23 protein-coding genes are annotated in these 22250 nt (G+C 69.1%); 11 read left to right on the forward strand and 12 right to left on the reverse strand.

Features of this window, described 5'->3' with window-relative positions; genetic code table 11:
• The first annotated feature begins 430 nt into the window (after positions 1–430).
• From rpmH to MKK54_RS20910, 6 genes are all read left to right on the forward strand, one after another.
• Positions 431–565, forward strand: a complete 135-nt coding sequence (gene rpmH / locus MKK54_RS20885) for a 50S ribosomal protein L34 (protein ID WP_055947927.1) — start codon at positions 431–433, stop codon at positions 563–565.
• A gap of 115 nt (positions 566–680) precedes the next feature.
• Positions 681–1292 carry a ribonuclease P protein component gene (rnpA, locus tag MKK54_RS20890; RefSeq protein WP_244013810.1) on the forward strand — a complete coding sequence of 204 codons (612 nt, stop codon included), beginning with the start codon at positions 681–683 and terminating at the stop codon, positions 1290–1292.
• Positions 1285–3150, forward strand: a complete 1866-nt coding sequence (yidC, locus tag MKK54_RS20895; protein ID WP_244013812.1) for a membrane protein insertase YidC — start codon at positions 1285–1287, stop codon at positions 3148–3150. The genes rnpA and yidC overlap by 8 nt, the downstream gene beginning before the upstream one ends.
• A gap of 164 nt (positions 3151–3314) precedes the next feature.
• Positions 3315–3965, forward strand: a complete 651-nt coding sequence (gene yihA, locus MKK54_RS20900) for a ribosome biogenesis GTP-binding protein YihA/YsxC (RefSeq protein WP_244013814.1) — start codon at positions 3315–3317, stop codon at positions 3963–3965.
• Positions 3962–4336, forward strand: coding sequence for a DUF423 domain-containing protein (locus MKK54_RS20905; RefSeq protein ID WP_244013816.1), 375 nt, complete (start codon positions 3962–3964; stop codon positions 4334–4336). Before yihA ends, MKK54_RS20905 begins: the two co-directional genes overlap by 4 nt.
• A gap of 30 nt (positions 4337–4366) precedes the next feature.
• A complete protein-coding gene (locus MKK54_RS20910) occupies positions 4367–4603 on the forward strand; it encodes a hypothetical protein (protein WP_244013819.1) in 237 nt (78 codons plus the stop codon).
• Between the two features lie 117 nt (positions 4604–4720).
• On the opposite strand, the gene MKK54_RS20915 is transcribed toward MKK54_RS20910, so the two are convergent.
• The 3 genes from MKK54_RS20915 to MKK54_RS20925 form a co-directional block, all read right to left on the reverse strand.
• Positions 4721–5308, reverse strand: a complete 588-nt coding sequence (locus MKK54_RS20915) for a carboxymuconolactone decarboxylase family protein (protein ID WP_244013821.1) — start codon at positions 5306–5308, stop codon at positions 4721–4723.
• Positions 5309–5376: 68 nt separating this feature from the next.
• The gene (locus MKK54_RS20920) at positions 5377–6111 is read right to left on the reverse strand and encodes a glyoxalase superfamily protein (RefSeq protein ID WP_244013823.1); all 735 of its coding nucleotides are present in this window, start codon (positions 6109–6111) and stop codon (positions 5377–5379) included.
• Positions 6112–6295: 184 nt separating this feature from the next.
• Positions 6296–7741, reverse strand: a complete 1446-nt coding sequence (locus MKK54_RS20925) for a short-chain fatty acid transporter (RefSeq protein WP_244013825.1) — start codon at positions 7739–7741, stop codon at positions 6296–6298.
• A gap of 203 nt (positions 7742–7944) precedes the next feature.
• Here MKK54_RS20925 and MKK54_RS20930 point away from each other — a divergent pair, with 203 nt between their 5' ends.
• Positions 7945–8295, forward strand: coding sequence for a hypothetical protein (locus MKK54_RS20930; protein WP_244013828.1), 351 nt, complete (start codon positions 7945–7947; stop codon positions 8293–8295).
• Between the two features lie 196 nt (positions 8296–8491).
• Here the strand turns inward: MKK54_RS20930 and clpB are convergent, their stop codons facing one another.
• On the reverse strand, positions 8492–11122 hold the full coding sequence (gene clpB / locus MKK54_RS20935; RefSeq protein WP_244013830.1) for an ATP-dependent chaperone ClpB: 2631 nt from the start codon (positions 11120–11122) through the stop codon (positions 8492–8494).
• A 253-nt stretch (positions 11123–11375) separates the two neighbouring features.
• On the opposite strand from clpB, the gene MKK54_RS20940 reads away from it, so the two are divergent.
• Positions 11376–12149, forward strand: a complete 774-nt coding sequence (locus MKK54_RS20940; protein WP_244013832.1) for an MOSC domain-containing protein — start codon at positions 11376–11378, stop codon at positions 12147–12149.
• Between the two features lie 128 nt (positions 12150–12277).
• Here MKK54_RS20940 and MKK54_RS20945 read toward each other — a convergent pair whose 3' ends face one another.
• The 3 genes from MKK54_RS20945 to MKK54_RS20955 all read right to left on the reverse strand — a co-directional run bounded on the left by MKK54_RS20945 (position 12278) and on the right by MKK54_RS20955 (position 14649).
• Complete coding sequence (locus tag MKK54_RS20945; protein WP_244013835.1) at positions 12278–13702, reverse strand: alginate O-acetyltransferase AlgX-related protein; 1425 nt, start codon at positions 13700–13702, stop codon at positions 12278–12280.
• A gap of 305 nt (positions 13703–14007) precedes the next feature.
• On the reverse strand, positions 14008–14283 hold the full coding sequence (locus MKK54_RS20950) for a hypothetical protein (RefSeq protein WP_244013837.1): 276 nt from the start codon (positions 14281–14283) through the stop codon (positions 14008–14010).
• Between the two features lie 156 nt (positions 14284–14439).
• A complete protein-coding gene (locus MKK54_RS20955; RefSeq protein ID WP_244013840.1) occupies positions 14440–14649 on the reverse strand; it encodes a hypothetical protein in 210 nt (69 codons plus the stop codon).
• 266 nt (positions 14650–14915) lie between these two features.
• Here MKK54_RS20955 and argB point away from each other — a divergent pair, with 266 nt between their 5' ends.
• Entirely contained in the window at positions 14916–15812 is an 897-nt protein-coding gene (gene argB / locus MKK54_RS20960) for an acetylglutamate kinase (protein ID WP_244013842.1), read from the forward strand.
• Positions 15813–15844: 32 nt separating this feature from the next.
• On the opposite strand, the gene MKK54_RS20965 is transcribed toward argB, so the two are convergent.
• Genes MKK54_RS20965 through MKK54_RS20980 form a run of 4 tightly spaced genes read right to left on the reverse strand, consistent with a single transcriptional unit; the run spans position 15845 to position 19357 of the window.
• Positions 15845–17542 carry a SpoIIE family protein phosphatase gene (locus MKK54_RS20965; RefSeq protein WP_244013844.1) on the reverse strand — a complete coding sequence of 566 codons (1698 nt, stop codon included), beginning with the start codon at positions 17540–17542 and terminating at the stop codon, positions 15845–15847.
• Positions 17539–18408, reverse strand: coding sequence for a GGDEF domain-containing protein (locus MKK54_RS20970; protein WP_244013846.1), 870 nt, complete (start codon positions 18406–18408; stop codon positions 17539–17541). Before MKK54_RS20970 ends, MKK54_RS20965 begins: the two co-directional genes overlap by 4 nt.
• Positions 18405–18788 carry a DUF1987 domain-containing protein gene (locus MKK54_RS20975; protein WP_244013849.1) on the reverse strand — a complete coding sequence of 128 codons (384 nt, stop codon included), beginning with the start codon at positions 18786–18788 and terminating at the stop codon, positions 18405–18407. Before MKK54_RS20975 ends, MKK54_RS20970 begins: the two co-directional genes overlap by 4 nt.
• 14 nt (positions 18789–18802) lie before the next feature.
• Complete coding sequence (locus MKK54_RS20980; protein ID WP_244013851.1) at positions 18803–19357, reverse strand: SiaB family protein kinase; 555 nt, start codon at positions 19355–19357, stop codon at positions 18803–18805.
• A gap of 414 nt (positions 19358–19771) precedes the next feature.
• Here MKK54_RS20980 and MKK54_RS20985 point away from each other — a divergent pair, with 414 nt between their 5' ends.
• The gene (locus MKK54_RS20985) at positions 19772–20500 is read left to right on the forward strand and encodes a pyrimidine 5'-nucleotidase (RefSeq protein WP_244013854.1); all 729 of its coding nucleotides are present in this window, start codon (positions 19772–19774) and stop codon (positions 20498–20500) included.
• Positions 20497–20934: a metallopeptidase family protein gene (locus tag MKK54_RS20990; protein WP_244013856.1), complete on the forward strand. Its 438-nt coding sequence runs from the start codon at positions 20497–20499 to the stop codon at positions 20932–20934. The genes MKK54_RS20985 and MKK54_RS20990 overlap by 4 nt, the downstream gene beginning before the upstream one ends.
• Here MKK54_RS20990 and MKK54_RS20995 read toward each other — a convergent pair whose 3' ends face one another.
• Positions 20935–22176: a peptide ABC transporter permease gene (locus MKK54_RS20995; RefSeq protein ID WP_244013858.1), complete on the reverse strand. Its 1242-nt coding sequence runs from the start codon at positions 22174–22176 to the stop codon at positions 20935–20937.
• Positions 22177–22250: the final 74 nt, after the last annotated feature.

Raw genomic sequence — 22250 nt, forward strand, 5'->3', positions numbered from 1 at the left:
GCCGAATGCCCGGCCCAGGTCATTTACCCGGTGTTAACGTTAATTCGGGCGATCGGTGCCCGGCGCGGCATCGCGGCCTTCGCGCGCACGAAAAAAGGCCGCTCCTTTCGGAGCGGCCTGGGAGAGAGTGTCGGGAGCAGTCCAAGCGAGCGGATAAGCGGTCCGCGCGCTGTCCGGGATCACCGAACAGGATCACAGGATGCCCCGATGCGGTTAACGAACCGTTAGCGGCATCGCTTCCCTTCGAACGCCCCCGGACGCGACGCCGGAATTGACTCGCGCGATACCTTCCGCCATAAGCCGCGCCATCGCGACGCGGCGCCCTTGAGGGGCGCTGTTCGCGCTTGCAGACACATTTCAGGGCGAGTGAATATCCGGCGCGGCCTTCGGCGCAGCACGGATCGATCCTCGGCCATTCGGAGATCGCGCCATGAAGAGAACTTATCAGCCCAGCAAGCTCGTGCGTAAGCGTCGCCACGGCTTCCGCGCCCGCATGGCGACCGCCGGCGGCCGCAAGGTCATCGCCGCCCGTCGCGCGCACGGCCGCAAGAAGCTCTCGGCCTGAGGGCAGCGGCAGCGCCGTCCAGGCGGCGCGCCCTGTCATGAATTTGGCCCGAACTGGCTCGGCCCGTAGCGATCGGGCCGAAGGCCATGGAATGCGTCGCGGGATCGGATCGGCCGTGTCGAGGATCGGACGGCTCACGCGACGCTCGGAATTTCTGGCCGCAGCCGGCGGACGTCGCTTCCACAACGAACGTCTCTCGGCGCAGGGCCTGGTTCGCGCCGGCGACGGATCGAACCCCGATGCGCCCGACGGCCTTCGCATCGGCTTCACCATCACCAAGCGGGTCGGACACGCCACGGAGCGCAACCGCATCCGGCGGCGTCTTCGCGCGGCCGTGGCGGAAGCGGCGGGCGACCTGCCCGTCCGCGCGGCCGACGTGGTGCTGGTGGCACGGCGTCCCGCCCTGCACGCCCCCTTCGAGACCCTGATCGACGATCTGCGCCGCGCGGTCGCCGTGGTGACGAAGCCGCAGACCACCCGTTCGACCGATGCCGGGTCGGCGCCCTCCTCCGGTCGCGGACGCGGCAAACGCGCGGCGACGTCCTCCGGCGCGCCGAAGTCTTCTGCCTCACCGAAGTCTGGCATATCGGCGGCGGCTCCGGTATTGGCCTCCGGCGCGACGGCGTCCGCAGCGACGCCCGGCCCCGAGAGATCGGGCTCCGGGCCGGCCCTTGCGAGCGCGCCCTCCCCTCCATCCAACGCATGCGACGGACCGACCGATGGGTAATGACAAGACGAACATGATCGTCGCGATCGCCTTGTCGCTGGCGGTCCTGCTCGGCTGGAACTACTTCATCGCCGCCCCGCGCGTGGAGCAGCAGCGCCAGGCCGCCCTCCAGAACAAGGCGGCGACGCAAGGTTCTGGGCAGGTGTCCGGACCGGACGGCGTTCCGAGCGCCAGCCCGAAGGAGGGTGGCCCCGCCACCCCCATGCCCGGAACCCTGCCGAACGCGTCGGGTGCCGGCGGCGGCATCATGTCCCGCGAGGCCGCCATCGCCCGTTCCCCGCGCGTGACCATCGATACCCCGGCGCTGGCCGGCTCGATCGCCCTCAAGGGCGGTCGCATCGACGACGTCTCGCTGAAGAACTACCACGAGACCGTGGACGACAAGAGCCCGCGCATCGTGCTGCTCTCGCCCACCGGCACCGAGAATCCGTACTACGCCGAGTTCGGCTGGGTCGGCCAGGATGCCGGCCCGCTGCCGGGCGCCGAGACGGTCTGGACCGCCGACACCACCACCCTGGCGCCCGGCAAGCCCGTGACGCTGAGCTACGACAACGGCGCGGGCCTGCTGTTCAAGCGGGTGATCGCGGTCGACGACAAGTTCCTATTCACGGTCCGCGACGAGGTCGAGAACAAGGGCACCAAGACCGTCAGCCTCTTTCCCTACAGCCTCGTCTCGCGCTGGGGTAAGCCGCACACGCAGGGGTATTACGTGCTCCACGAGGGCATGATCGGCGTGCTCGGCGCCGATGGCCTTCAGGAATACACCTACGACCATCTCGCCAAGGAGCCGGCCCTCGGAAATGCGGGCACCAAGGGCAAGACCTGGACGGGCGTGACCGGCGGCTTCGTCGGCATCACCGACAAGTACTGGGCCGCTGCCGCCATCCCGGACCAGTCGTCCCCCTATACGGGGCGCTTCACGGAGCGGACGGACGGCGCCACCAAGGTCTATCAGGCCGACGTCTTCGGCAACGCGCAGACGGTGCAGCCCGGCGCCACGGTCGCCGCGACGCAGCAGCTGTTCGCCGGCGCCAAGGAAGTGAACACCGTCAACGCCTATCAGGCGAACCAGAACATCAAGCAGTTCGACCTGCTGATCGACTGGGGCTGGTTCCACTTCATCACCAAGCCGATGTTCCGGGCTCTGGACTTCTTCTTCCATCTCTTCGGCAATTTCGGCATCGCCATTCTCGTGGTCACGCTCTGCCTGAAGCTGCTGTTCCTGCCGATCGCCAACAAGTCGTACCAGTCCATGGCCAAGATGAAGGCCGTGCAGCCGGAGATGGCTTCGATCCGCGAGCGCTATGCTGACGACAAGATGAAGCAGCAGCAGGCGATGATGGAGCTCTACAAGAAGGAGAAGATCAATCCGGTGGCCGGCTGCTGGCCGGTCCTGATCCAGATCCCGGTCTTCTTCGCGCTGTACAAGGTCCTGTTCATCACCATCGAGATGCGGCACGCGCCGTTCTTCGGCTGGATCCAGGATCTGGCGGCGCCCGATCCGACGAACATCCTCAACCTGTTCGGCCTGCTCCCCTTCGCGGCCCCGGACTTCATCCATCTCGGCATCTGGCCCATCATCATGGGCATCACGATGTTCATCCAGATGAAGATGAACCCCGCGCCGCCGGACCCGGTCCAGGCGCAGATCTTCACCTTCATGCCGATCGTGTTCACCTTCATGCTGGGCTCGTTCCCCGCCGGTCTGGTGATCTACTGGGCCTGGAACAACACCCTCTCGGTGATCCAGCAATACATCATCATGCGCCGCAACGGCGTGAAGGTGGAGCTGTGGGACAACCTGCGCGGGATGTTCAGGCGCAAGTCCGCCGACAAGAGCGCCGTCGCCAAGAGCTGATCGACAGCGGATCGACCCCGGCCTCCGGGTACGTCGCGCGTCATCCATCCGGTCCTCTCCGTTTCACGACGGGGAGGACTTCCTGTTTTCGGCATGTCGGCTCGCGAGGGCGGTGGACATGTCGCCGAGAACACCCGCTGAGAACACCCGTCTGGGAGCGCCCGATGACCCAAGCCGAAGACGATGCGGCCCTGCTGGAAGCCGGCCGCCTGCTGTTTGCGGGGGCCGCCGATTTTATCGCCTCGGCGCCGAACGTGCCCGCGCTGCCGCCGATGAAGGGCGTCGAGATCGCGTTCGCGGGCCGCTCGAACGTCGGCAAGTCGAGCCTCGTCAACGCTCTGACCGGGCGCAACACCCTGGCGCGCACCTCGCACACGCCGGGCCGGACGCAGCAGCTGAACTTCTTCGATATCGGCGGCCGGCTCACCCTCGTGGACATGCCGGGCTACGGCTACGCGGCGGTGGAGAAGACCAAGGTCGAGGCCTGGACCGATCTGATCCACGACTACCTCAAGGGCCGTTCGAACCTCGCCCGCGTCTTCATGCTGATCGATTCCCGCCACGGCCTGAAGAGCATCGACACCGACGTGCTCGATGGCCTCGACAAGGCGGCCGTGAGCTACCAGATTGTGCTGACGAAGGGGGACGCGCTGAAGAAATCCGAGATGGATGCCCGCATCGCCGGCGTCCAGAGCGCCATCGCCCGCCGGCCGGCGGCCTATCCGGAGATCCTCCTCACCTCCAGCCGCGACGATCGCGGCGTGCCGGAATTGCGCGCCAGCGTCGCTCGCCTCCTGAAGGAGCGCGGGGCGTGAGCGGCCTCGACCGCCTTCTCCTGGCGCTCGGCGCCTTGGCCGGCTTGCTCGGCGTCGCCGCGAGCGCGGCCGCCGCCCATGTCAGCGGCGCCGACAGCCTGAAGATCGCCGCACAGTTCCTGCTCTTCCACGCACCCGCGCTCCTCGGGCTGGTCGCCCTGACGGCGACCGGCACGACGCACCGGCCGACCACGCGCCTCGCGGCGGGCGCCCTCGTCCTTGGATTGACGCTGTTCTCCGGCGACCTCGCCCTGCGGGCCCTGCACGGCACGCCGCTGTTTCCCATGGCGGCGCCGAGCGGCGGCATCCTGTTGATGGTCGGATGGCTGCTCGTGGCGGTCGCGGCCTTCGTTCCGCTCCGGCGCGCCTGAGCATCGAGCCCTGTACCAGACAGACCGCCGATGAGCGTCGTCTTCAACGAGCAGACCAAACTGCTGGCCACGGCCCTGAACACCGCCGCGACATCCTGCTTCACGGTCGGCATCGCGACGCCCGTCGCGGGCTACGTCTACAATGTCAGCAACCTGCAGATGACCTTGAGTGCCTGGACCCTGGTCCTCGGCGTGGCGGGTTGGCTTTCCGCAGCCATCATCCTACATCTCTTAGCGAGACGTACGTTGAGAGGTCTCGTATCATGAATGAACTCGCCCTCCTGGCCTTCGTGATCACGCCCGCCATCGTCGTGGCGCTCGGCTACGTCGCGGTGCGCCTGCACGAGGCCTCCGCGGCACGGCAGGGCCGCTGAGGGCGGGCCCTTAGCGGACCAGCGGCGGAAGGGGCGGCGTCGCGCCGTCCGGCAGCGCCGTACGCGCCACGTTCATGCTCATGGCGAGCAGCGTGTAGTAGCCGTTCATCCCCGCCATCTCGACGGCCCCCTGCTCGCCGAAGGCCTCCACCACGCGGGCATAGGTCGTGTCGCTCACGGCCCTGTTGCGGTGGAGCTCCGTCGAGAAGGCATAGACGAGGGCTTCCTCGGGCCCCATCGCGTCCGGGCGGCGGCCCTCCCGGATCGCCGCGACGATCTCGAGGTCCAGGCCGGCCTTCAGGGCGATCGGCGCATGGATGTGCCACTCGACCTGCTGCGTCCATTCCCGCGCGGTGATGAGGATGACGAGTTCGCTCAGGCGCAGGGGCAGCACGCTGCGGTAGCGCAGGTGCAGGCCCATGGTGCTGGCATTGGTCATCAGCTCGGGGCTGCGCAGCAGCGGCACGAACGGGCCGAACACCGGGGTCCCGCGCGCGGCGAGGAAGGTCTCGGACGCAGCCTTCTGATCCGGCGAGAGTCCATCGGCCGGGATCTCCGGCAGGCGGTCCTGGGGGGCGTGCGGTTCCGTCGGCGGCATCGTCGTGAGGTCTTCCTGAAGATGGGGATGGGCCAGCGCGCCTCGCCGAGGCGCGGCGCGCGAATGCTCTACACCTCGGTGAAACCGAGATTGGACGGCTCGGCGGCGAGCCGGCTGGTGTCGTGGGACACCTCGGAATGGGCTCCGCCGGTGACCGGCACGTCCAGGTCCACCACCTCGAGGCGCAGGTGGCGCGCCCAGAGCTTGCCGTAGCCCTTCAGGAAGATCCCGAAATGCAGGCTGGCGGCCTCGCCGGAGACATCGAGGACGATGCTGCGCCAGGTCCAGCCGTGATCGCCCGAGACCGGACCGTCGCCGGCGCGCGTCATCAGGTTGTCGAAGGCGAGGCTGCGGCGCTCCAGCCCGTCGACGCGCATCCAGATGGTGCCGCAATCGGCCTCCCGGCAGCGTAAATCCGCGCCGAGGCGCAGGCGGCGGCCGAGGAACGGGGCGGCCTGCACGCTCTGCATGAGAACGGCGATCCGGTCGGTGAGCGAGCCGAGCCCCGCCGGTCGTTCGAGCAGGCTCTCGATCAGGATCGTGCCGGGCGCGGTCGGGTCGAGCCCGAGGCGGTGCGAGCCCGGCGTCACGCTCCCGGTCACGAACCAGCCCTTCGGGAGCGCGAGCGCGGGCGCCGATCTCTTCGGCGCGTCCAGGCGCGCGGCCAGCACGTTCCAGTTCGCGAAGCCGAACTGATGGGCGACGAGTTCCAGGCAATCGCTGTGGCTGAGAGCGATGCTGCGCTCGGACAGACCGTCCCGGAGCGTGCGCGCCATCGCTTTGGCATGAGAGACATCGAGCATGGTCGAACCTCGGCATGGGCCGAATCCATGTCAGTGCTCGCGTTGCCGACACATCGGCCCTGGCGACGGGTTCGACCCATGTCGGGTCGTGCATTCACCATCCCCGGAGGGTGCGAGCGGCAGGCTGCACGAGCCTTGCCGCAAGCGGTAGCAGCGCGAAAATGCAGGGTCAATTCCCGCCCGCCTACGGCATCACCGGCGGGTGATAGGTCAGCGTGAAGGCCAGGGCCCAGAGCAGGAACAGCACCACCGGCAGGTGGATGAGAAGCTGCAGGAAGCTGAAGCCGACGATGTCGCGCGCCTTGAGGCCGAGGATGCCGAGCAGGGGCAGCATCCAGAACGGGTTGATGAGGTTCGGCAGGGCTTCGGCCGCGTTGTAGACCATCACGGCCCAGCCGAGATGGACCTGCAACTCGTTGGCCGCCTGCATCACGTAGGGCGCCTCCAGCAGCCACTTGCCGCCGCCCGAGGGCACGAAGAAGCCGAGCACCGCCGAGTAGACGCCCATCGAGATCGGGAAGCTGCCGGTGGTGTTCAGGCTGACGAAGGCGTGGGTGATCACCTCCGAGACCGAGGTGCCGGCCGCGTTCTTCGGGCCGGTCAGCATCGCGCTGATGGCGGCGTAGAGCGGGAACTGGATCAGGATGCCGGCCGTGGCGGGGACCGCCTTGGCCACCGCCACCAGGAAGCGCTTCGGGCGCCAGTGCATCAGGAGGCCGAGGGTGATGAAGAGCAGGTTGTAGGTGTTCAGGTTCGAGATCGCGGTGATCCAGGATTGGCGCGCGAATTCCTGGTAGATCCAGCCCGCCGCGATCACCACCAGCAGCACGGTGAGGATCGGCGAATGCTCCAGCCACTCGCCGGGCTGCTCGGGCCGTCCGAGATCCGGCTTCTCGCGCGCGACGTCGACGCCGAGATCCTCCGCCGTGACCGCCGTGTTCGGGCGCGGGGCCGAGGCGTAGGCGATGATCACCGACATCACGAACAGGATCGCGGCGATCAGCATCGACTGCCAGAGGAAGATGGTCTCGCTGAAGGGGATCACGCCGGTGATGGGCAGGAGCGCCTTCGGCAGGCTCGCCGGGTTCGCCTGAAGCTGGGCCGCCGAGGAACTCAGGCCCATCGCCCAGGTGGCGCCGAGGCCGAGATAGGCGGCGGCCCCCGCGGCCCGGTAATCCATCCGCAGCTCGGTGCGGCGGGCGAGCGCCCGGGCGAGCAGGCCGCCGAAGATCAGGCTCAGGCCCCAGCTCAGGAACGAGGACAGCATGGTGGCCGCCGCCACGAAGCCGACGGCGCCGCGCCCGGTCTTCGGAATGCCGGCGAGGCGGTCGATCAGCGCCTGCACGGGCGGCGCGGTCGCCACCACGTAGCCGCCGATGGTCACGAAGGCCATCTGCATGGTGAAGGGGATCAGGCTCCAGAAGCCGTCCCCGAAGCTCTTGGCGATGGCGGGCGCAGGGGCGCCGTTGGCCAGCGCACCCAGGGCCACGATGACCACCGCGATGGCGACGAAGATGAAGGCGTCGGGGAACCACTTCTCGGCCCAGGCGGTGAAGCGGATGCCGGCACGGGAAAGCGCGCCCTCCGTGGCGACGGCGTCGGGTCTGCGCTCCGGCGGAAGTGTCGACATCGAACGGTCCTGCGGGAAAGAGAGCTTGGGCTTCGGGAGCTGCATTGTCCGCAGATGCCGACCACGCTCAAGGCGATTATCGGCGAGTTCACAAGCATGGCCGGGTTTTGTCATCCGAGGTTCAGCCAACCCCGGGGGTGGCGCTTCAAGCTTCCTTGAGGTTTCGGGCCCAGGATTAGGACACCGAACACAGGGGATCGTCGGTGGCCGAAGCTTCGAAAGTCCGGGACCTCGACATGCGGATGGCCGAGCGCCGCGCGCGCGGCGGCGCTGTCCGCGATCTCTCGTCGGACAGCCGCAATACGGACCCTGCGGAACGGCCGTTCCTGTCGCCCCTGGGGTGGCTCGTCGCGGTCGCCCTCAACATCGCGCTGGTGCTGCTGATCGGGCTGAGCGTCGTGCTGGTCCCGCCCCTGTTCGCCTGCCGCGAGCAGAGCGTCCGCGGCTTCTTCGCCGGCGACAGCTTCCAGGCCTGCGCGAGCCAGGGCATCCAGGCGCGCTTCCGGGCGCTGGACGGACGGCTACGGAGCGTCGTCCTGCGTTCCGGCCAATGATCAAGGGATCACAGGATACCGTGATCCGGTCCCGCTCGGCCCGTGCGGCGCCTGAGTGAAACCCAGATCCGCCATCCCCAAATCCGCCACCTCGAAGGGATCGACCGGATCTGGCATGAGCCGTCCGGTTACGGCACGAGGAAGCCCGCGCCGGCGGGGGCCGGCGCGGGCTTCGTGACGGACCAGGGGCCCGCGATCAGTTCAGGGTGACGCGCTCGGGTCGGCGCTCCGTCGAGACGCCGGACGTGCCGACCATCAGACCGAGTGGACCGACCTGAACCGGCACCGCCTCCCCGTCGTGGATCGTCCCCGACAGGAGCTGCTCGGCCAGCCGGTCCTGCACCGCCTTCTGGATCACCCGCTTCAGGGGGCGCGCCCCGTAGGCCGGGTCGTAGCCCTTGTCGGCGAGCCAGTCGCGGGCGTCCGGATCGACGTCGAGGGTGATCTTGCGCTCGTCGAGGAGCTTCTGCAGGCGCTTGAGCTGGATATCGACGATCGCGCCCATCTCCGACCGCTTGAGGCGGTGGAACAGGATGATCTCGTCGATCCGGTTCAGGAATTCCGGCCGGAAGTGGCCGCGCACCACTCCCATCACCTCCTCGCGCACGGCCTCGGTGTCCTCGCCCTCCCCCTGACCGACGAGGTATTCCGAGCCGAGGTTCGAGGTCATGATCAGGAGCGTGTTGCGGAAATCCACCGTCCGCCCCTGGCCGTCCGTCAGGCGCCCGTCGTCGAGCACCTGCAGGAGGACGTTGAACACGTCCGGATGCGCCTTCTCGACCTCGTCGAACAGCACGACCTGATAGGGCCGGCGGCGGACGGCTTCCGTCAGGGCACCGCCCTCCTCGTAGCCGACATAGCCGGGCGGCGCGCCGATCAGCCGGGCCACGGAGTGCTTCTCCATGTATTCCGACATGTCGAGGCGGACGAGCGCCGTGTCGTCGTCGAACAGGAAGCCAGCCAGCGCCTTGGTCAGCTCCGTCTTGCCGACGCCCGTGGGTCCCAGGAAGATGAACGAGCCGATCGGCCGGTTCGGATCCTGGAGCCCGGCGCGCGCCCGGCGCACGGCGGTCGAGACCGCCTCCACGGCTTCCCGCTGCCCGACGACGCGCTGGCCCAGCACGGTTTCCATGGCCAAGAGCTTGTCGCGTTCGCCCTCCAGCATCTTGTCGACGGGCACGCCGGTCCAGCGCGAGACGACGCCCGCGATATGGGCCGGCGTCACGGCCTCCTCGACCATGCCGTCGCGCACGATGGCGCTCTCGGCCTGGGCCTCGATCTCCGTGAGCTGGCGCTCCAGCCCCGGGATCACACCGTAGGCGAGTTCGCCCGCGCGCTGGTACTGGCCCTGGCGCTGGGCCGAGGCGAGATCGTTGCGCGCCTCGTCGAGCTTGCGCTTCAACTCGGCCGCCGCCCCGAGCTTGTCCTTCTCGGCCTTCCAGCGCGAGGTGATCGCGGCGGATTGCTCCTCCAGGTCGGCCAGTTCGCGCTCCAGCCGCACGAGGCGGTCGCGGGAGGCGGAATCGGTCTCCTTCTTCAGGGCCTCGCCCTCGATCTTGAGGCGCACGATCTCGCGGTCGATGTTGTCGAGTTCCTCCGGCTTCGAATCGACCTGCATGCGCAGGCGCGAGCCCGCCTCGTCCATCAGGTCGATGGCCTTGTCGGGCAGGAAGCGGTCGGTGATGTAGCGGTTCGACAGGGTCGCGGCCGCCACCAGCGCCGCATCCTGGATGCGCACGCCGTGGTGCTGCTCGTACTTCTCCTTGATCCCGCGCAGGATCGAGACCGTGTCCTCGACGGTGGGCTCGGACACGAAGACGGGCTGGAAGCGCCGCGCGAGCGCCGCGTCCTTCTCCACGTGCTTGCGGTACTCGTCCAGCGTGGTCGCGCCGACGCAGTGGAGCTCGCCGCGCGCCAGCGCCGGCTTCAGGAGGTTCGAGGCGTCCATGGCCCCGTCCGCCTTGCCGGCCCCGACCAGGGTGTGCATCTCGTCGATGAACAGGATGATGCCGCCCTCCGCCGCCGTGACCTCGGAGAGCACGCCCTTCAGCCGCTCCTCGAACTCGCCGCGATACTTCGCGCCGGCGATCAGCGACCCCATGTCGAGGGCCAGAAGGCTCTTGTCCCGCAGCGATTCCGGCACGTCGCCGTCGACGATGCGCAGCGCCAGGCCCTCGACGATGGCGGTCTTGCCGACGCCGGGCTCGCCGATGAGGACGGGGTTGTTCTTGGTGCGCCGGGACAGGACCTGGATCGTGCGGCGGATCTCCTCGTCGCGGCCGATCACCGGGTCGAGCTTGCCCTCGCGCGCCGCCTCCGTGAGGTCGCGGGCGTATTTCTTGAGCGCGTCGTAGGCGTTCTCGGCCGTGGCGTTGTCGGCGGTGCGGCCCTTGCGAAGCGCGTTGATGGCGCCGTTGAGCGAGGCCGCCGTCACGCCGGCCGCCGCCAGCGCCCGGCCGGCCTCGGTGTCCTTCTCGACGGCGAGCGCGAGCAGCAGGCGCTCGACGGTGACGTAGCTGTCGCCGGCCTTCTCGGCCGCCTTCTCGGCGGTGTCGAACAGGCGCACGAGTTCGCGCGTCGCCTGCGGCTGCGAGGCGTTGCCGGACACCTTCGGCTGCTTGGCGAGCCAGGCCTCGGTCTGCGCGAGCGCGACCCGCGACTGACCGCCGGCCCGGTCGATGAGACCGGCGCAGAGGCCCTCGGGATCGTCGAGCAGAACCTTGAGGATATGGCCCGGCTGGAATTGCGGATGGCCCTCGCGCATCGCGAGGTTCTGCGCCGCCTGGACGAAGCCGCGGGCGCGTTCGGTATAGATCTCGAAGTTCATCTGGTCCCACCTCCCCGTGTCGGCACGACCCGCTGCCCGCTGCCCGCGGCACGGCCGGTCGCCGAGACGTCGCCCCCTCGGCCGAAGGCCGCCGGGAGCCCCGGCGCCACCATGGCCGCCGGTCTGTGGGATGTGGTGTTGCAAATCAGCACCACAAGGGTCCGGGCCCGACGATCTGGCGCCGTTCGGCCACGCATGGCGGGGCTTGCCTCGACGCGCAAATCAGGGCCACGCTCAGTGCATGAACGCTGCCATGCCCGCCCCCGTCCTCCGGCTCGAAAGCCTCTACCGCTATCCCGTGAAAGGGCTCTCGCCCGAGCGGCTCGACGCGGCCGAGCTCACGCCCGGCTCCTACTTTCCCGGCGATCGGCTGTTCGCGGTGGAGAACGGCCCGTCGGGCTTCGATCCCGCGGCGCCGACGCACCAGCCGAAGATCAAGTTTCTGATGCTGATGCGCCACGAGGCCCTGGCGCAGCTCGACACCCGCTACGAGCCGGCGACCGGGACCCTGGCGATCCGCCAGGGCGGCACGGTCTCGGTTCAAGGCGACCTCCGCTCGGCGGAGGGACGTCAGGCGATCGAGGCCTTCCTCACCGCCTATATCCCCGACGCCCTGCGAGGTCCGGCCCGGGTCCTCGCCGCCCCGGAGGGGTACCGCTTCACGGATTCACCGCGCGGCTTCGTCTCCCTGATCAATCTCGCGAGCGTGGCGGCCGTCGAGGACATGACCGGCGCCGCCGTGGACCCCTTGCGCTTTCGGGCGAACCTCTACGTCTCGGGCCTCGCACCCTGGGCCGAGCTCGACCTCGTCGACCGCGAGATCACCACCGAGGGCGGCGTGCGCCTGCGCATCCACAAGCGGACCCAGCGCTGCGCGGCGACGGATGTCGACCCCGTGACGGGCCAGCGCGATCTCGCCATCCCCCGCACCCTGTCCCAGCATCTGGGCCACACCGATTGCGGGGTCTACGCGGAGATCGTCGCGGGCGGGGTCTTGCGGCAGGGGGAGCGTCTCGGCCTCGCCTGAGACCTGTTCCGCTTGATCCCTTCGGGACGATCAGACGCGACGGGCCCCCTCATCACTGAACGGATGAGGCGGCAACAGTCTCAGACGCTCCCCGGCGGCCATCCCCTCGCCGGTACCCGCGCACGAATTCAGGAGGCGAGCCGTGCCTCCGCTCCGTCGAGGGCCGCCGCCATGGCGCGCGCGTGGTCGCGGCCCTCACGGTCGCCGCGCCGGTCCCGGACATGGGCGAGGTGGCGCCAGAGCCCCGGATGATCGTCGAGTCCCGGAACCGTGTTCTCCAGGAGCAGGGCCGCATCGTCCCAGCGGCCGAGCCCGATCAGCGCGGAGGCCAGGAGTTCGGCCCAGGCCCCGTTCAACGGGTCCTTGCCCACCGCCCAGGTGGCGAGGGTGACGGCCTCGTCGGCCCGGCCCGCATAGAGGCTGGCATAGGCCGCCATCCAGAGGTGGGAAGGGCTCTGGGGATCGAGGGAGAGGGCGGTCCGGCTCATCGCCAGGGCTTCGTCGTAGCGATGGACGGAGACGAGGATCTGGGCGGCCACGCGGGCATGGTAGGCTCCGAACCCCGCGAGGTCTTCGATCCCCGACGCGGCCCGCGCCGCCTCGGCGAGCTTCTGCTGGCGGTAGAGCACCAGCAGTTCCGCCGCCCTCACCCCCGCCGGCGAGGCGCAGTCGCTCTCGAAATCATCCGCGAACGTCCAGTGATCGTGGTCGTTCGGCTTCTGGAACAGGCGGTGCTCGGCCATGATGGAGAACACCACGTCCGGCCGATAGCGGTCGATCGCGTCGAGATAGACCCGATGCGAGACGCCGGCGAAGAACGTGCGACCAAAGCTCCTGGCCCAGAATTTCGCCTGCGCCGTCGCGTAGGAATCGTGGAAGAAGAAGGCCGAGGTGTCGGGCGCCGTGTCGGATTCCATCCGGATGAAGCGGTTGCGCACCACCGTCGTGGTCTTCTGGACCACGCGGGCCCGGTGCCGGCGCCCGATCTTCAAGAGCGGGATCGGTTCGGGCGCGCCCTCGGGCACGCGGTGGATCGAGAGGTCGCCGAAGGCATTCTTCACCTCCACCGAGAAGTCCTCCGGCGCGACCAGGCGGACGGCGACGTCCTGGGCGACGCGCCGGCACACCGCCCGATAGCTGAGATAGGCGCCGTAATCCGTCCAGTGCGTGTCGTTTCGACGGTAGGTCCGGTAGGGCGGATCGTCGACGACGAGGTCCGGCAGGGCGTCGTGGAGCGTGACACCCGCGACGCCTTCCATGGCGGCCGCCAGTTCGGGGAACGGCGCCTTGATCGTCCCCCGCAAGGCATCCGGCAGGTCGTCCCCGCAGGCGACGTGCGCCCCCGGAACGATGATGACGTGGTAGGGGATGCCGCGCTTGGCGAGTTCCCGGCCCCTTCGCGCGAAGGTCGCCCGCCACGACCGGACGGCATCGGGCATGATGCCGGCGGTGTAGTAGGTCAGCAGGTTCGCCGCCCCATCGGCGCCGGTATAGAAGAGCTGCCCGTTCCTGCCCTCGATCTGCGTACTGAAATACGTCTTCAGATCAATCATGGCTTACCGGACCGTCGAGACGACACAGAATTCCGCTTCACCCCGACAGATCGATGGATGTTTTTCCGTCGATCGTCGACGCCGAGCCGATGCGCGACGACGCGTGATCGCTCACGCCATCGGCTTGAGCCGTCCGTCTCGCTACGAAACCGATGCTATAATCTTTGTCTGCTGATGAGAAGACGCAAAGATCGTCCGCGCCGATGCCGCGACGCCGGCCCGATCATGCCCCGGAGCCGCACGGCTCTGGCGGACGCGAGACGCCTCGCGTTCCGGCTCGGGCGCCGCCCCGGGCATGCGGCGGGTCAGATCGCGTCCCGACGCACCAGCACGATGGCGGCGGCGTAGCCGGCCCGGCGCAGGTGGCGCAGATCCGCGTGGCGCCGCTCGCAGGTGACCTTGAGGTAGCGGTCGTCACCGCCGGGCAGCCCCGTCGCGGCGGCCACGGCCTGCCCGTGCATCAGGCACTCCATGGGGGTGCGGGCGGGTGAGACGATGACGTCGAGGGCGGTCTCGCGGGAGCAATCCCGGGCGAGCAGCGTCCCGGCGCAGACGAGGGCAACGGACAACAGTTCAGGCATGACGGACCCCTTGTTCGAGATGGCGAATAAGGTCCGCGGGGTGGCTCCGGCGTTCGAGCGGCCGCGTGATCGTTGCCTTGAGTGTTTCCCCGTATCGTTGTCGTCGGAACGGACGTGTCCAGCCTCAAGCACGGCGTATGCCAGGCGGGCTCCGTCTCAGCGCCGCGTTTGCAGCCAGTGCGGCTCGGGCTCGGTGCGCGGCAGGATGGCGGCCACCGCATCGAGATCGACGGTGAAGTTCTCGGTCAGAAGCCGCCAGACATCCTTCTCCGAATTCGCACGATGGCTGATCTGATCCAGGGCGCTGGCGAGGAGGCTGGGGTTCAGCAGCGTCGGGCGGGACAGGAGCGGGTCGGCGTTGAGCATCGTGCAGGCCCTCGAGAGACCGCATGATCATCGACCGTCAACCCTAACAAAAGCTTACAACCGGTCGACGGGGACACAACCGGATCGCGCGGGCGCCGGCTGGGACGGTCAGCGGCCCCATGGTCCCGGACCGTCGTGCCGGCGGACGAAGCCCGCACGCCGTCAGAGAAAATTCACATCATCGCCGCTTCGCAGCGTCCCCGTGCTGCGTTAGAAGCCCGGCGTCGCGCGCGCTGCCCGACGCGCCATCGAGGACCAGCCCCACGATGAAAGAACCGCTGCCCAACGTGCATGTGCGCGCCGAGGTCCTGGTCCAGGCCCTCCCGCACATGCAGCGCTACGACCAGGAGATCGTGGTCATCAAGTATGGCGGGCACGCCATGGGTGACCGCGCCGCGGCCGAGGATTTCGCCGAGGACATCGTGCTGCTGGAGCAATCCGGCCTGAAGCCGATCGTGGTGCATGGCGGCGGCCCGCAGATCGGACGCATGCTCGGTCGCCTCGGCATCGAATCCGAGTTCCGGGGCGGCCTGCGCGTCACCGACGAGGCCACCGTCGAGGTGGTCGAGATGGTTCTGGCCGGCTCGATCAACAAGCAGATCGTCGGCTGGATCTCCGCGGAGGGCGGACGGGCGGTGGGCCTCTGCGGCAAGGACGGGAACATGGTGCGGGCCCGGAAGGCCACGCGCACCATCATCGATCCGGAGAGCCAGACGGAGCAGGAGGTCGATCTCGGCCTCGTGGGCGAGCCCGAGCACGTCGAGCGCGGCGTGCTCGACGCGGTGCTGAAGGCCGAGTTGATCCCGGTCCTCGCTCCCGTGGCTTTCGGGGCCGATGGGCAGACCTACAACGTCAACGCCGACACCTTCGCGGGCGCCATCGCGGGCGCGCTGCGGGCCAAGCGCCTGCTGCTGCTCACCGACGTCCCCGGCGTGCTCGACAAGGACAAGAAGCTGATCCCGGAATTGTCCATCGACGATTGCCGCCGCCTGATCGCGGACGGCACCATCACGGGCGGGATGATCCCGAAGGTCGAGACCTGCATCTACGCCCTGGAACAGGGCGTCGAGGCGGTGGTCATCCTCGACGGCAAGGTCAGCCACGCGGTGCTGCTCGAATTGTTCACCGATTACGGTGCCGGTACGCTGATCCGGCGCGGCTGAGCTTAAGCCCGCCAACGGGACATGCCCCGCGCTCACGCGGCGCGGGGCATGTCCCCCGACTTCGGCCGGAAGGCCACGAGGGTCATGTCGTCCCGGCGCGGCTCGCCCTCGCGATAGGCGCCGAGGGCCGCGTCGAGGCGGGCCACCTGCTCGGCCAGGGGCGCCCGCTGGTGGCTCGCGAGGATGTCGGTGACGCCGCGATGGCCGAGGAGGCGGCGGCCCGGCCGCGCCGCGCCCATCTGGTCGGTGATTCCGTCGGTCATCAGGTAGAGCGTCATGCCGGGCGTGATCCGCAGCGTCGTCTCGTCGACGGAAAAGCGTTCCCCCGGCCGCTGCGGATAGCCGAGGCCGCGCTTGGCGCCCCGGATGCGGGTCACGGCCGCGCCGTCGATGGTGGTGAGCGCCGTGCCGGCCCCGGCGAAGCGGATCTCCGACCGGGACGGGTCCCAGACGCAGATGCCGCAATCGAGGCCGTCGTCCGATTCCGAGCCGCGGCCGTCCTGGCGCAATTGCGCCCGGACCATGCCGTCGAGAGCGTCCAGGATGGCGGCCGGATCGCGCAAGCCGCGCTCGTGCAGCAGGCGATCGAGGGCGGTCGCCACGATCAGCGTGAGGAAGGCGCCCGGCACCCCGTGGCCGGTGCAATCGGCGACCACGAGGATTCCAAGCCCATCGATCGATTCGAGCCAGAAATAATCGCCGCCGACGAGGTGCAGCGGCTCCCACAGGACGGCGACCTCCAGGCCGCTCCCGTCGAGGGCCGCCCGGTCGGGCAGGACCGAACTCTGGATGCGCCGGGCATAGCCGATGCTCTCCATCACGAGGCGATTGGCGTCCTCCAGCTTCTGGTGGGCCTGTTCCAATTGCTGCAGCAACTGCTTGGCCTCGTCGCCGCTGCGCAGGCCGTCGACCATGCGGTTGAAGGCCTGGGAGATGACGTCGATCTCGTTGCTGGCCCGGAAGGCGCGGTCGAGTTCCACCGGCACCCAGCGCTTGTGCTCCACCTCGCGCATGGCGAGCAGCAGGCGCTTCAGGGGGGCCAGCACGTGCCGGCGCACGTTGGCGTGCAGGGTCAGCACGAAGGCGAGCATCAGGATCAGGCTGGTGACGACCGCCATCACCGCCTGCTTCTCGGCATTCCCCCGCAGGTCCTCGGCCGAGATCGACAGGGTGAGCCGGCCGAGCGCGGGGCCGTCCTGGCCCGACGACAGGTCGGCCTGGGCGGTGATGCGCTCGAAGGAACGGCCGCGGCGCGCGTCGCCGAGGCTCAGCACCACCGCACCGGCGGCGTCGCGCAGGGTCGCGGACCGGAAGGCCGGATCGAGGGTCAGCGCCTCGACCTGCCGGCGGTAGATCTCGGGGCTCGCGCTCCAGGCCGGCCGGGCGATGGCCTTGGCGGTGAGGGCGGCCATCAGCTCCGCGCGCTGCGTGTAGAGGTGAAGCTGGTCGCGGTAATTGACCCAGGCGATGCCGATCTGCGTCACCAGCACGACGACCGCGATGACGGGGTAGATCCGCAGGAAGAGGGTGTGGGCGAGCGAGTCGAGGTCGCGCCCCCTGGCCGAACCGCGCAGGGCACCCGGCCGCATCGCGCCGGGCTCCGCTGCGGACGCGTCGACGAAGCCCGCCGCGCGCAGGAAGTCGCTGTTTCGGCGCGGACCGGCGCCCCGCAGGGAACCGCCGCGCGTCGGCGCGGGCGTCGCTTCCGGCGGCATCGCCTCGACGCTCATGGCCGGTCCGGTTCGCCGGTCGTCTCGGCCTGTCGCGCGACCCGGTTCCGGCCATCGCGCTTGGCCGCGTAGAGCGCCGCGTCGGCCCGCTGCATCGCGCTCTCCAGGGTCTCGCCCCGCCGGGCCTCGGCGACGCCGATGCTGACCGTGATCGTCACCACTGCCTCCACCTTGGCGACCGGTGTCCTGGCGACCGGTGTCCTGGCGACCGCCTCGCGCAGGCGCTCCGAAAAGGCGACGCCGGCAGGGAGGGTGGCGTCCGACAGCACGATGGCGAATTCCTCGCCGCCCGTGCGGCCGATGACATCGAGGGTGCGCAGGTTGGCCCGGCAGGTCGCCACGAAGGCCACCAGCGCGGCATCGCCCACCGCGTGGCCGAAGCTGTCGTTCAGTAGCTTGAAGCGGTCGAGATCCAGCATGAGGATGCAGACCGGGGCGCCGCTGCGCTCGTGACGCAGCCATTCGCGCGCGGCGATCTCCATGAAGCGCCGACGGGCCAGGGCGCCCGTGAGGTCGTCCGTGTCGGCGAGGCGCCGCAGCTCGGCCTCGAGCCGGGTGCGGTGCTCGATCTCGCTCGACAGGGCCGCGTTCAGGGCCTGGAGGTCGCGACGCTGCTCGGCGAGCGCCTGGTTGGCCTTCTGCAGGTCGAGCTGCATCCGGTCGCTCATCCGCACTAGCCGGCGCTGCTCGCGGTAACCCCGGCGATAGGCGTCGGCCAGGGCCTGGACACCGCCCGCCACGTCGGAGAGCCCCGACAGCATGGCCTCGGTGCGCGCGAGGACCGCTTCCTCGGCGTCGTAGAGGCTGAAGGCATCCGTCGTCTCGGCGGGAGGCGTCCCGGCCACGGCCCTGACCGCGCGCGTCATGCCTCCTCCACCATCTCGAAGCGGGCATGCGCGAAATCGGCGGCGAAATCCTCGCCCGCCTCCGCGATGGTCTCGTCCCCCTCGGCGAAGCGCCAGCGCACCGTCACGGGCCGGCCCGCCCCGGCGGCATCCTCCAGGGGCATGAACAGGTTCATCAGGGCCTTGGCGCTCGACGAATTGAAGTAGGCGAGCCCGACCTCGAACACGATCGGCGTCGCGGAGGTTTCGGCGAGGTGGGCGCGCAGCGATTGCAGGAGCGGCCCGAAGAAGGCGGCCGCGTCCTCAGGGTAGGATTCGCCGCGGAGGGACAGGTGGCCGGAGGCGAAGTCGAAATCGACCTGCGGCGAGCGGTCCGTGGCGGCAAGCTGGATGCGATCCATCGTCGGCGGCCCCATCAGATGTAGGCTTTGAGGCAGAAGAAGCTGCGCAGGTCGTCCAGCGCCTGGAAACCGTACTCGACGGGGGCGCTGGAGCGCCGGGCGATCTCGATCAATCCGATGCTGCCGCCGAGGCTGCCCTCGTCCGGAGGCTGGCGCAGCTTCTCGCGGTAGAACGCCTTCAGTTCGTCGCTGCTGAGGCTGGCGATGTGGTCGAGCCGCGCCCGCAGGTGCGGCACGTCGGCCTCCGGCAGTTCGTTGCCGCACACGACGTAGAAGCGGCTCGCCTCCATGCCGACCACGATGACGCCGTTGCTGATCAGTCCGGGCGGCGGACCGGACGGTCTCGTGAGCTTGTCGGCCGAGTAGCGGATGACGTTCTGCGCCTGCTCGACGAAGATCGCGAACACGCGCTTGGCCACCGAGGCGTCGGTCTCGCCCTGGCTCATGCGCACCTTGAGCACCTCGCCCAGGGAAAACAGCACGTTCTCGGAAATATCGCCGCCGAAGGAGAGAATGACGCCCTGACGTCGCGAGGCATCGAAGAAGTTCATGAAATCGCGAGCGAGCAAAGCAATCTCTCCCGGCCGACGGCATCGACGGCAGGTCCGCGCGTCGCGCCATGCCGCCGCTCACGATTAGCGTGATATTCGTATATGCGCCGTTAAATCGACATCAAGGACTCGTTTTCAAGTCGCAAGCAACGATCCGTCGAAGCAACCGATCAAGCAACCGGATGACGCTCAATTTTATGGCTTTTTGCCCAAACAACGATCAGCTGCTCGCCGCCCTCGGATTCGACGGCATCGTTTGGCCTCCCAGCCCCGGAGCGGTCGTCTCCACCGGGCCGAGCGGACGGACGGCTTGCCGGCCGCTCACGGTCATGCTCTGAAAAGCGCTCACGCGACGCTTCCCTTCGCGAGGCTCGGTCCCCATCTGGGACGGCCGGGCCTTTCCGAGCCCACCCCGAACCGTGTCGAAACGCCTTGTTCCTTCCCGGCGAGAGCCATTTCACCACCGCCCAGTCCCGCGGCTTTCGCCATGTCGATGCCTGGGTCTTCGACCTCGACAACACGCTCTATCCGAGCGACGCGCGGGTCTGGCCACAGGTCGACGAGCGCATCACCCTCTACGTGATGCGGCTCTACGGGCTCGACGGTCTCTCGGCGCGGGCGCTGCAGAAGTATTTCTATCATCGCTACGGCACAACCCTGAAGGCGCTGATGGTTGAATCCGCGATCGACCCGCACGACTTTCTCGACTTCGCCCACGACATCGACCACTCGTCGATCCGCCTCGACCAGGCCCTGGGCGATGCCATCGCGCGCCTGCCCGGACGCAAGCTGATCCTGACCAACGGCTCGCGCCGGCACGCCGAGAACGTGGCCGCCAAGCTCGGTATCCTCGAGCATTTCGAGGACGTGTTCGACATCGCCGACGCGGATTTCGTGCCGAAGCCCGAGCGCTCCACCTACGAGCGCTTCCTGAAGCGGCACGGCGTGGACCCGCGCCGGGCGGCCCTGTTCGAGGACATCGCCCGCAACCTCGTGGTGCCGCACGACATCGGCATGTCCACCGTGCTGGTGGTGCCCCCGACCCTCGACCCGTTCCGCGAGGCGTTCGAGCAGGAGGCCGTGCGCGAACCGCATATCGACCACATCACCAGCGACCTCGCGGGCTTCCTGCGCCAGCACGTGCTGCCGGACCTCGCGTGAGCGGCGACCGGAGCATCGATTGGGCGACCCTGCGCGCGCCCGACCTCGCGGCGTTCGAGGTGCTCGCGGACGCGGCCTTCGCCAACCTGCCCCTGGCCTTCCGGAGGCTCTGCGCCGGCCTCGTCATCCATGTCGAGGATTTTCCCGACGACGAGACCCTCACCGAGATGGCCTGCGAGAGCGAATTCGACCTGCTCGGCCTGTTTCGCGGGATCGGTCTCGCGCAGGGCGGCGAGATCGCGACAGGCCAGATGCCGAACCAGGTCTGGCTCTACCGGCGGCCCCTGCTCGATTACTGGGCCGAGCACGACGAGAGCCTCGGGCATCTCGTCACGCACGTGCTCGTCCACGAGATCGGCCACCATTTCGGCCTGTCCGACGACGACATGCAGGCCATCGAGGCGCAGGGCATCGAAGGCGCTTCGGACGCCTGATCAGCCGCCGAGCCTGGGGCGCAGCAGGCTGGCCTTGGGCCGGCGCGTCCGGAACTGGCCGCGCTCCACCGCGACGAAGACCAGCACCGCGAGCGCCAGGGTGGTGAGCCACCACATCACCATCATGCCGACGCCGATGCAGGCGATGAGGAAGGCCGCCGCGAAGGCCGCCATAGCCCCCGGCACCAGCACGGAGACCTCCCGTCCGGCCCGCAGGATCGCGGCGCGGAGCGCGAATGCGGCGGCGAAGGCGCCGACGAGGCCGAGTTCGTACCAGAGTTCGAACAGCAGGGTGCGGGGCGCATTCATCGGCAGCAGGTTGACGAAGCGGCCGCGCAGGGCCGTCTCGAACCCGTGGCCGGTGACGAGACGGACGGGCTCCGAGGTGACGATCGTCTGCCAGGCCTTCAGGCTGAGCACGCCGGGCGAGCGGCCGCCGAACAGCGTCGCGCCGATCGGCCGCGCGAGGAACGGCAGGACCGGGCCGAGCACGAGCAGCGACGCGGCGACGAAGGCCAGGATGCGCGGGCCGAGCGTCGGCCGGAACACCGTGAGCGCGAAGGCGAGCGCGCCGACCGCCAGCGCCACCAGGGTGGTCGGCCCCGGCGAGGCGATGAGGGCCACGGAGACGAGGACGGCGAGGCCGAGCGCCTCCGCGTTGCGCCCGCGCGACCGGAGCCACGCGACGCCCGGCCAGACCAGCAGGACGAGGAGGATGAGGCCGCGATCGAGGATGGACTCGTCGTCGGCCAGCGCCCCCAGGCCGCGCCCGAACAGGCCGTTCCCGGTCAGTCCGAGGCCGATGGCGACGATGGAGGCCGCCGCGAGGCCCACCGGCAGCAGGTAGAGATTGGCCGAGCGCATCCGGTCCGGCAGGGCGAGGTAGCCGGCCATCGTCATCAGCAGGGTGGCCACGAGATTGAGCAGGCGCTCGGTGGCGAGGTCGAGGAAGGGCGTCCAGACCAGGGACAGGGCGGCCCAGAGGATGAACAGGCATCCGGACAGGAAGGCGGGCGAGCGCAGCAGCCGGGTCGAGGCCGGGCGCACGGGACGCGACTTGCCGTCGATGATGCTCGCCAGAACCAGCAGCGCGACGGCGATCGGCGCCAGGACGACCACGGCGCGGCGCGCGAACTGCGCGCTCACCGGCATGATCACGAACAGGCCGATGAAGCCGATGCGGCGCAGCAGCGCCGCGGCATCGAGGGCCGGATCGACGGAAGAGTGAGGGGCGCGCGCCATACGTTCGATCGAGGCCGTGAAACGGCGCCAGGATCGAGCCCGCGCGCTACGGCTCCAGTCCTAGTGCAGCGAGG

The organism is Methylobacterium sp. J-068 (assembly GCF_022829445.1).
Taxonomy (GTDB): Bacteria; Pseudomonadota; Alphaproteobacteria; order Rhizobiales; family Beijerinckiaceae; genus Methylobacterium.

Coding starts and splice junctions, on each gene's coding strand:
- MKK54_RS20965 (WP_244013844.1), bottom strand. CDS start 17,542: ATGAGCGTCGAGGCGATGCCGCCGGAAGCGACGCCCGCGCCGACGCGC.
- MKK54_RS20995 (WP_244013858.1), bottom strand. CDS start 22,176: ATGGCGCGCGCCCCTCACTCTTCCGTCGATCCGGCCCTCGATGCCGCG.
- MKK54_RS20955 (WP_244013840.1), bottom strand. CDS start 14,649: ATGCTCAACGCCGACCCGCTCCTGTCCCGCCCGACGCTGCTGAACCCC.
- clpB (WP_244013830.1), bottom strand. CDS start 11,122: ATGAACTTCGAGATCTATACCGAACGCGCCCGCGGCTTCGTCCAGGCG.
- MKK54_RS20940 (WP_244013832.1), top strand. CDS start 11,376: ATGCCCGCCCCCGTCCTCCGGCTCGAAAGCCTCTACCGCTATCCCGTG.
- argB (WP_244013842.1), top strand. CDS start 14,916: ATGAAAGAACCGCTGCCCAACGTGCATGTGCGCGCCGAGGTCCTGGTC.
- MKK54_RS20975 (WP_244013849.1), bottom strand. CDS start 18,788: ATGGATCGCATCCAGCTTGCCGCCACGGACCGCTCGCCGCAGGTCGAT.
- yihA (WP_244013814.1), top strand. CDS start 3,315: ATGACCCAAGCCGAAGACGATGCGGCCCTGCTGGAAGCCGGCCGCCTG.
- MKK54_RS20925 (WP_244013825.1), bottom strand. CDS start 7,741: ATGTCGACACTTCCGCCGGAGCGCAGACCCGACGCCGTCGCCACGGAG.
- MKK54_RS20920 (WP_244013823.1), bottom strand. CDS start 6,111: ATGCTCGATGTCTCTCATGCCAAAGCGATGGCGCGCACGCTCCGGGAC.
- MKK54_RS20945 (WP_244013835.1), bottom strand. CDS start 13,702: ATGATTGATCTGAAGACGTATTTCAGTACGCAGATCGAGGGCAGGAAC.
- MKK54_RS20910 (WP_244013819.1), top strand. CDS start 4,367: ATGAGCGTCGTCTTCAACGAGCAGACCAAACTGCTGGCCACGGCCCTG.
- yidC (WP_244013812.1), top strand. CDS start 1,285: ATGGGTAATGACAAGACGAACATGATCGTCGCGATCGCCTTGTCGCTG.
- MKK54_RS20950 (WP_244013837.1), bottom strand. CDS start 14,283: ATGCCTGAACTGTTGTCCGTTGCCCTCGTCTGCGCCGGGACGCTGCTC.
- rpmH (WP_055947927.1), top strand. CDS start 431: ATGAAGAGAACTTATCAGCCCAGCAAGCTCGTGCGTAAGCGTCGCCAC.
- MKK54_RS20970 (WP_244013846.1), bottom strand. CDS start 18,408: ATGACGCGCGCGGTCAGGGCCGTGGCCGGGACGCCTCCCGCCGAGACG.
- MKK54_RS20915 (WP_244013821.1), bottom strand. CDS start 5,308: ATGCCGCCGACGGAACCGCACGCCCCCCAGGACCGCCTGCCGGAGATC.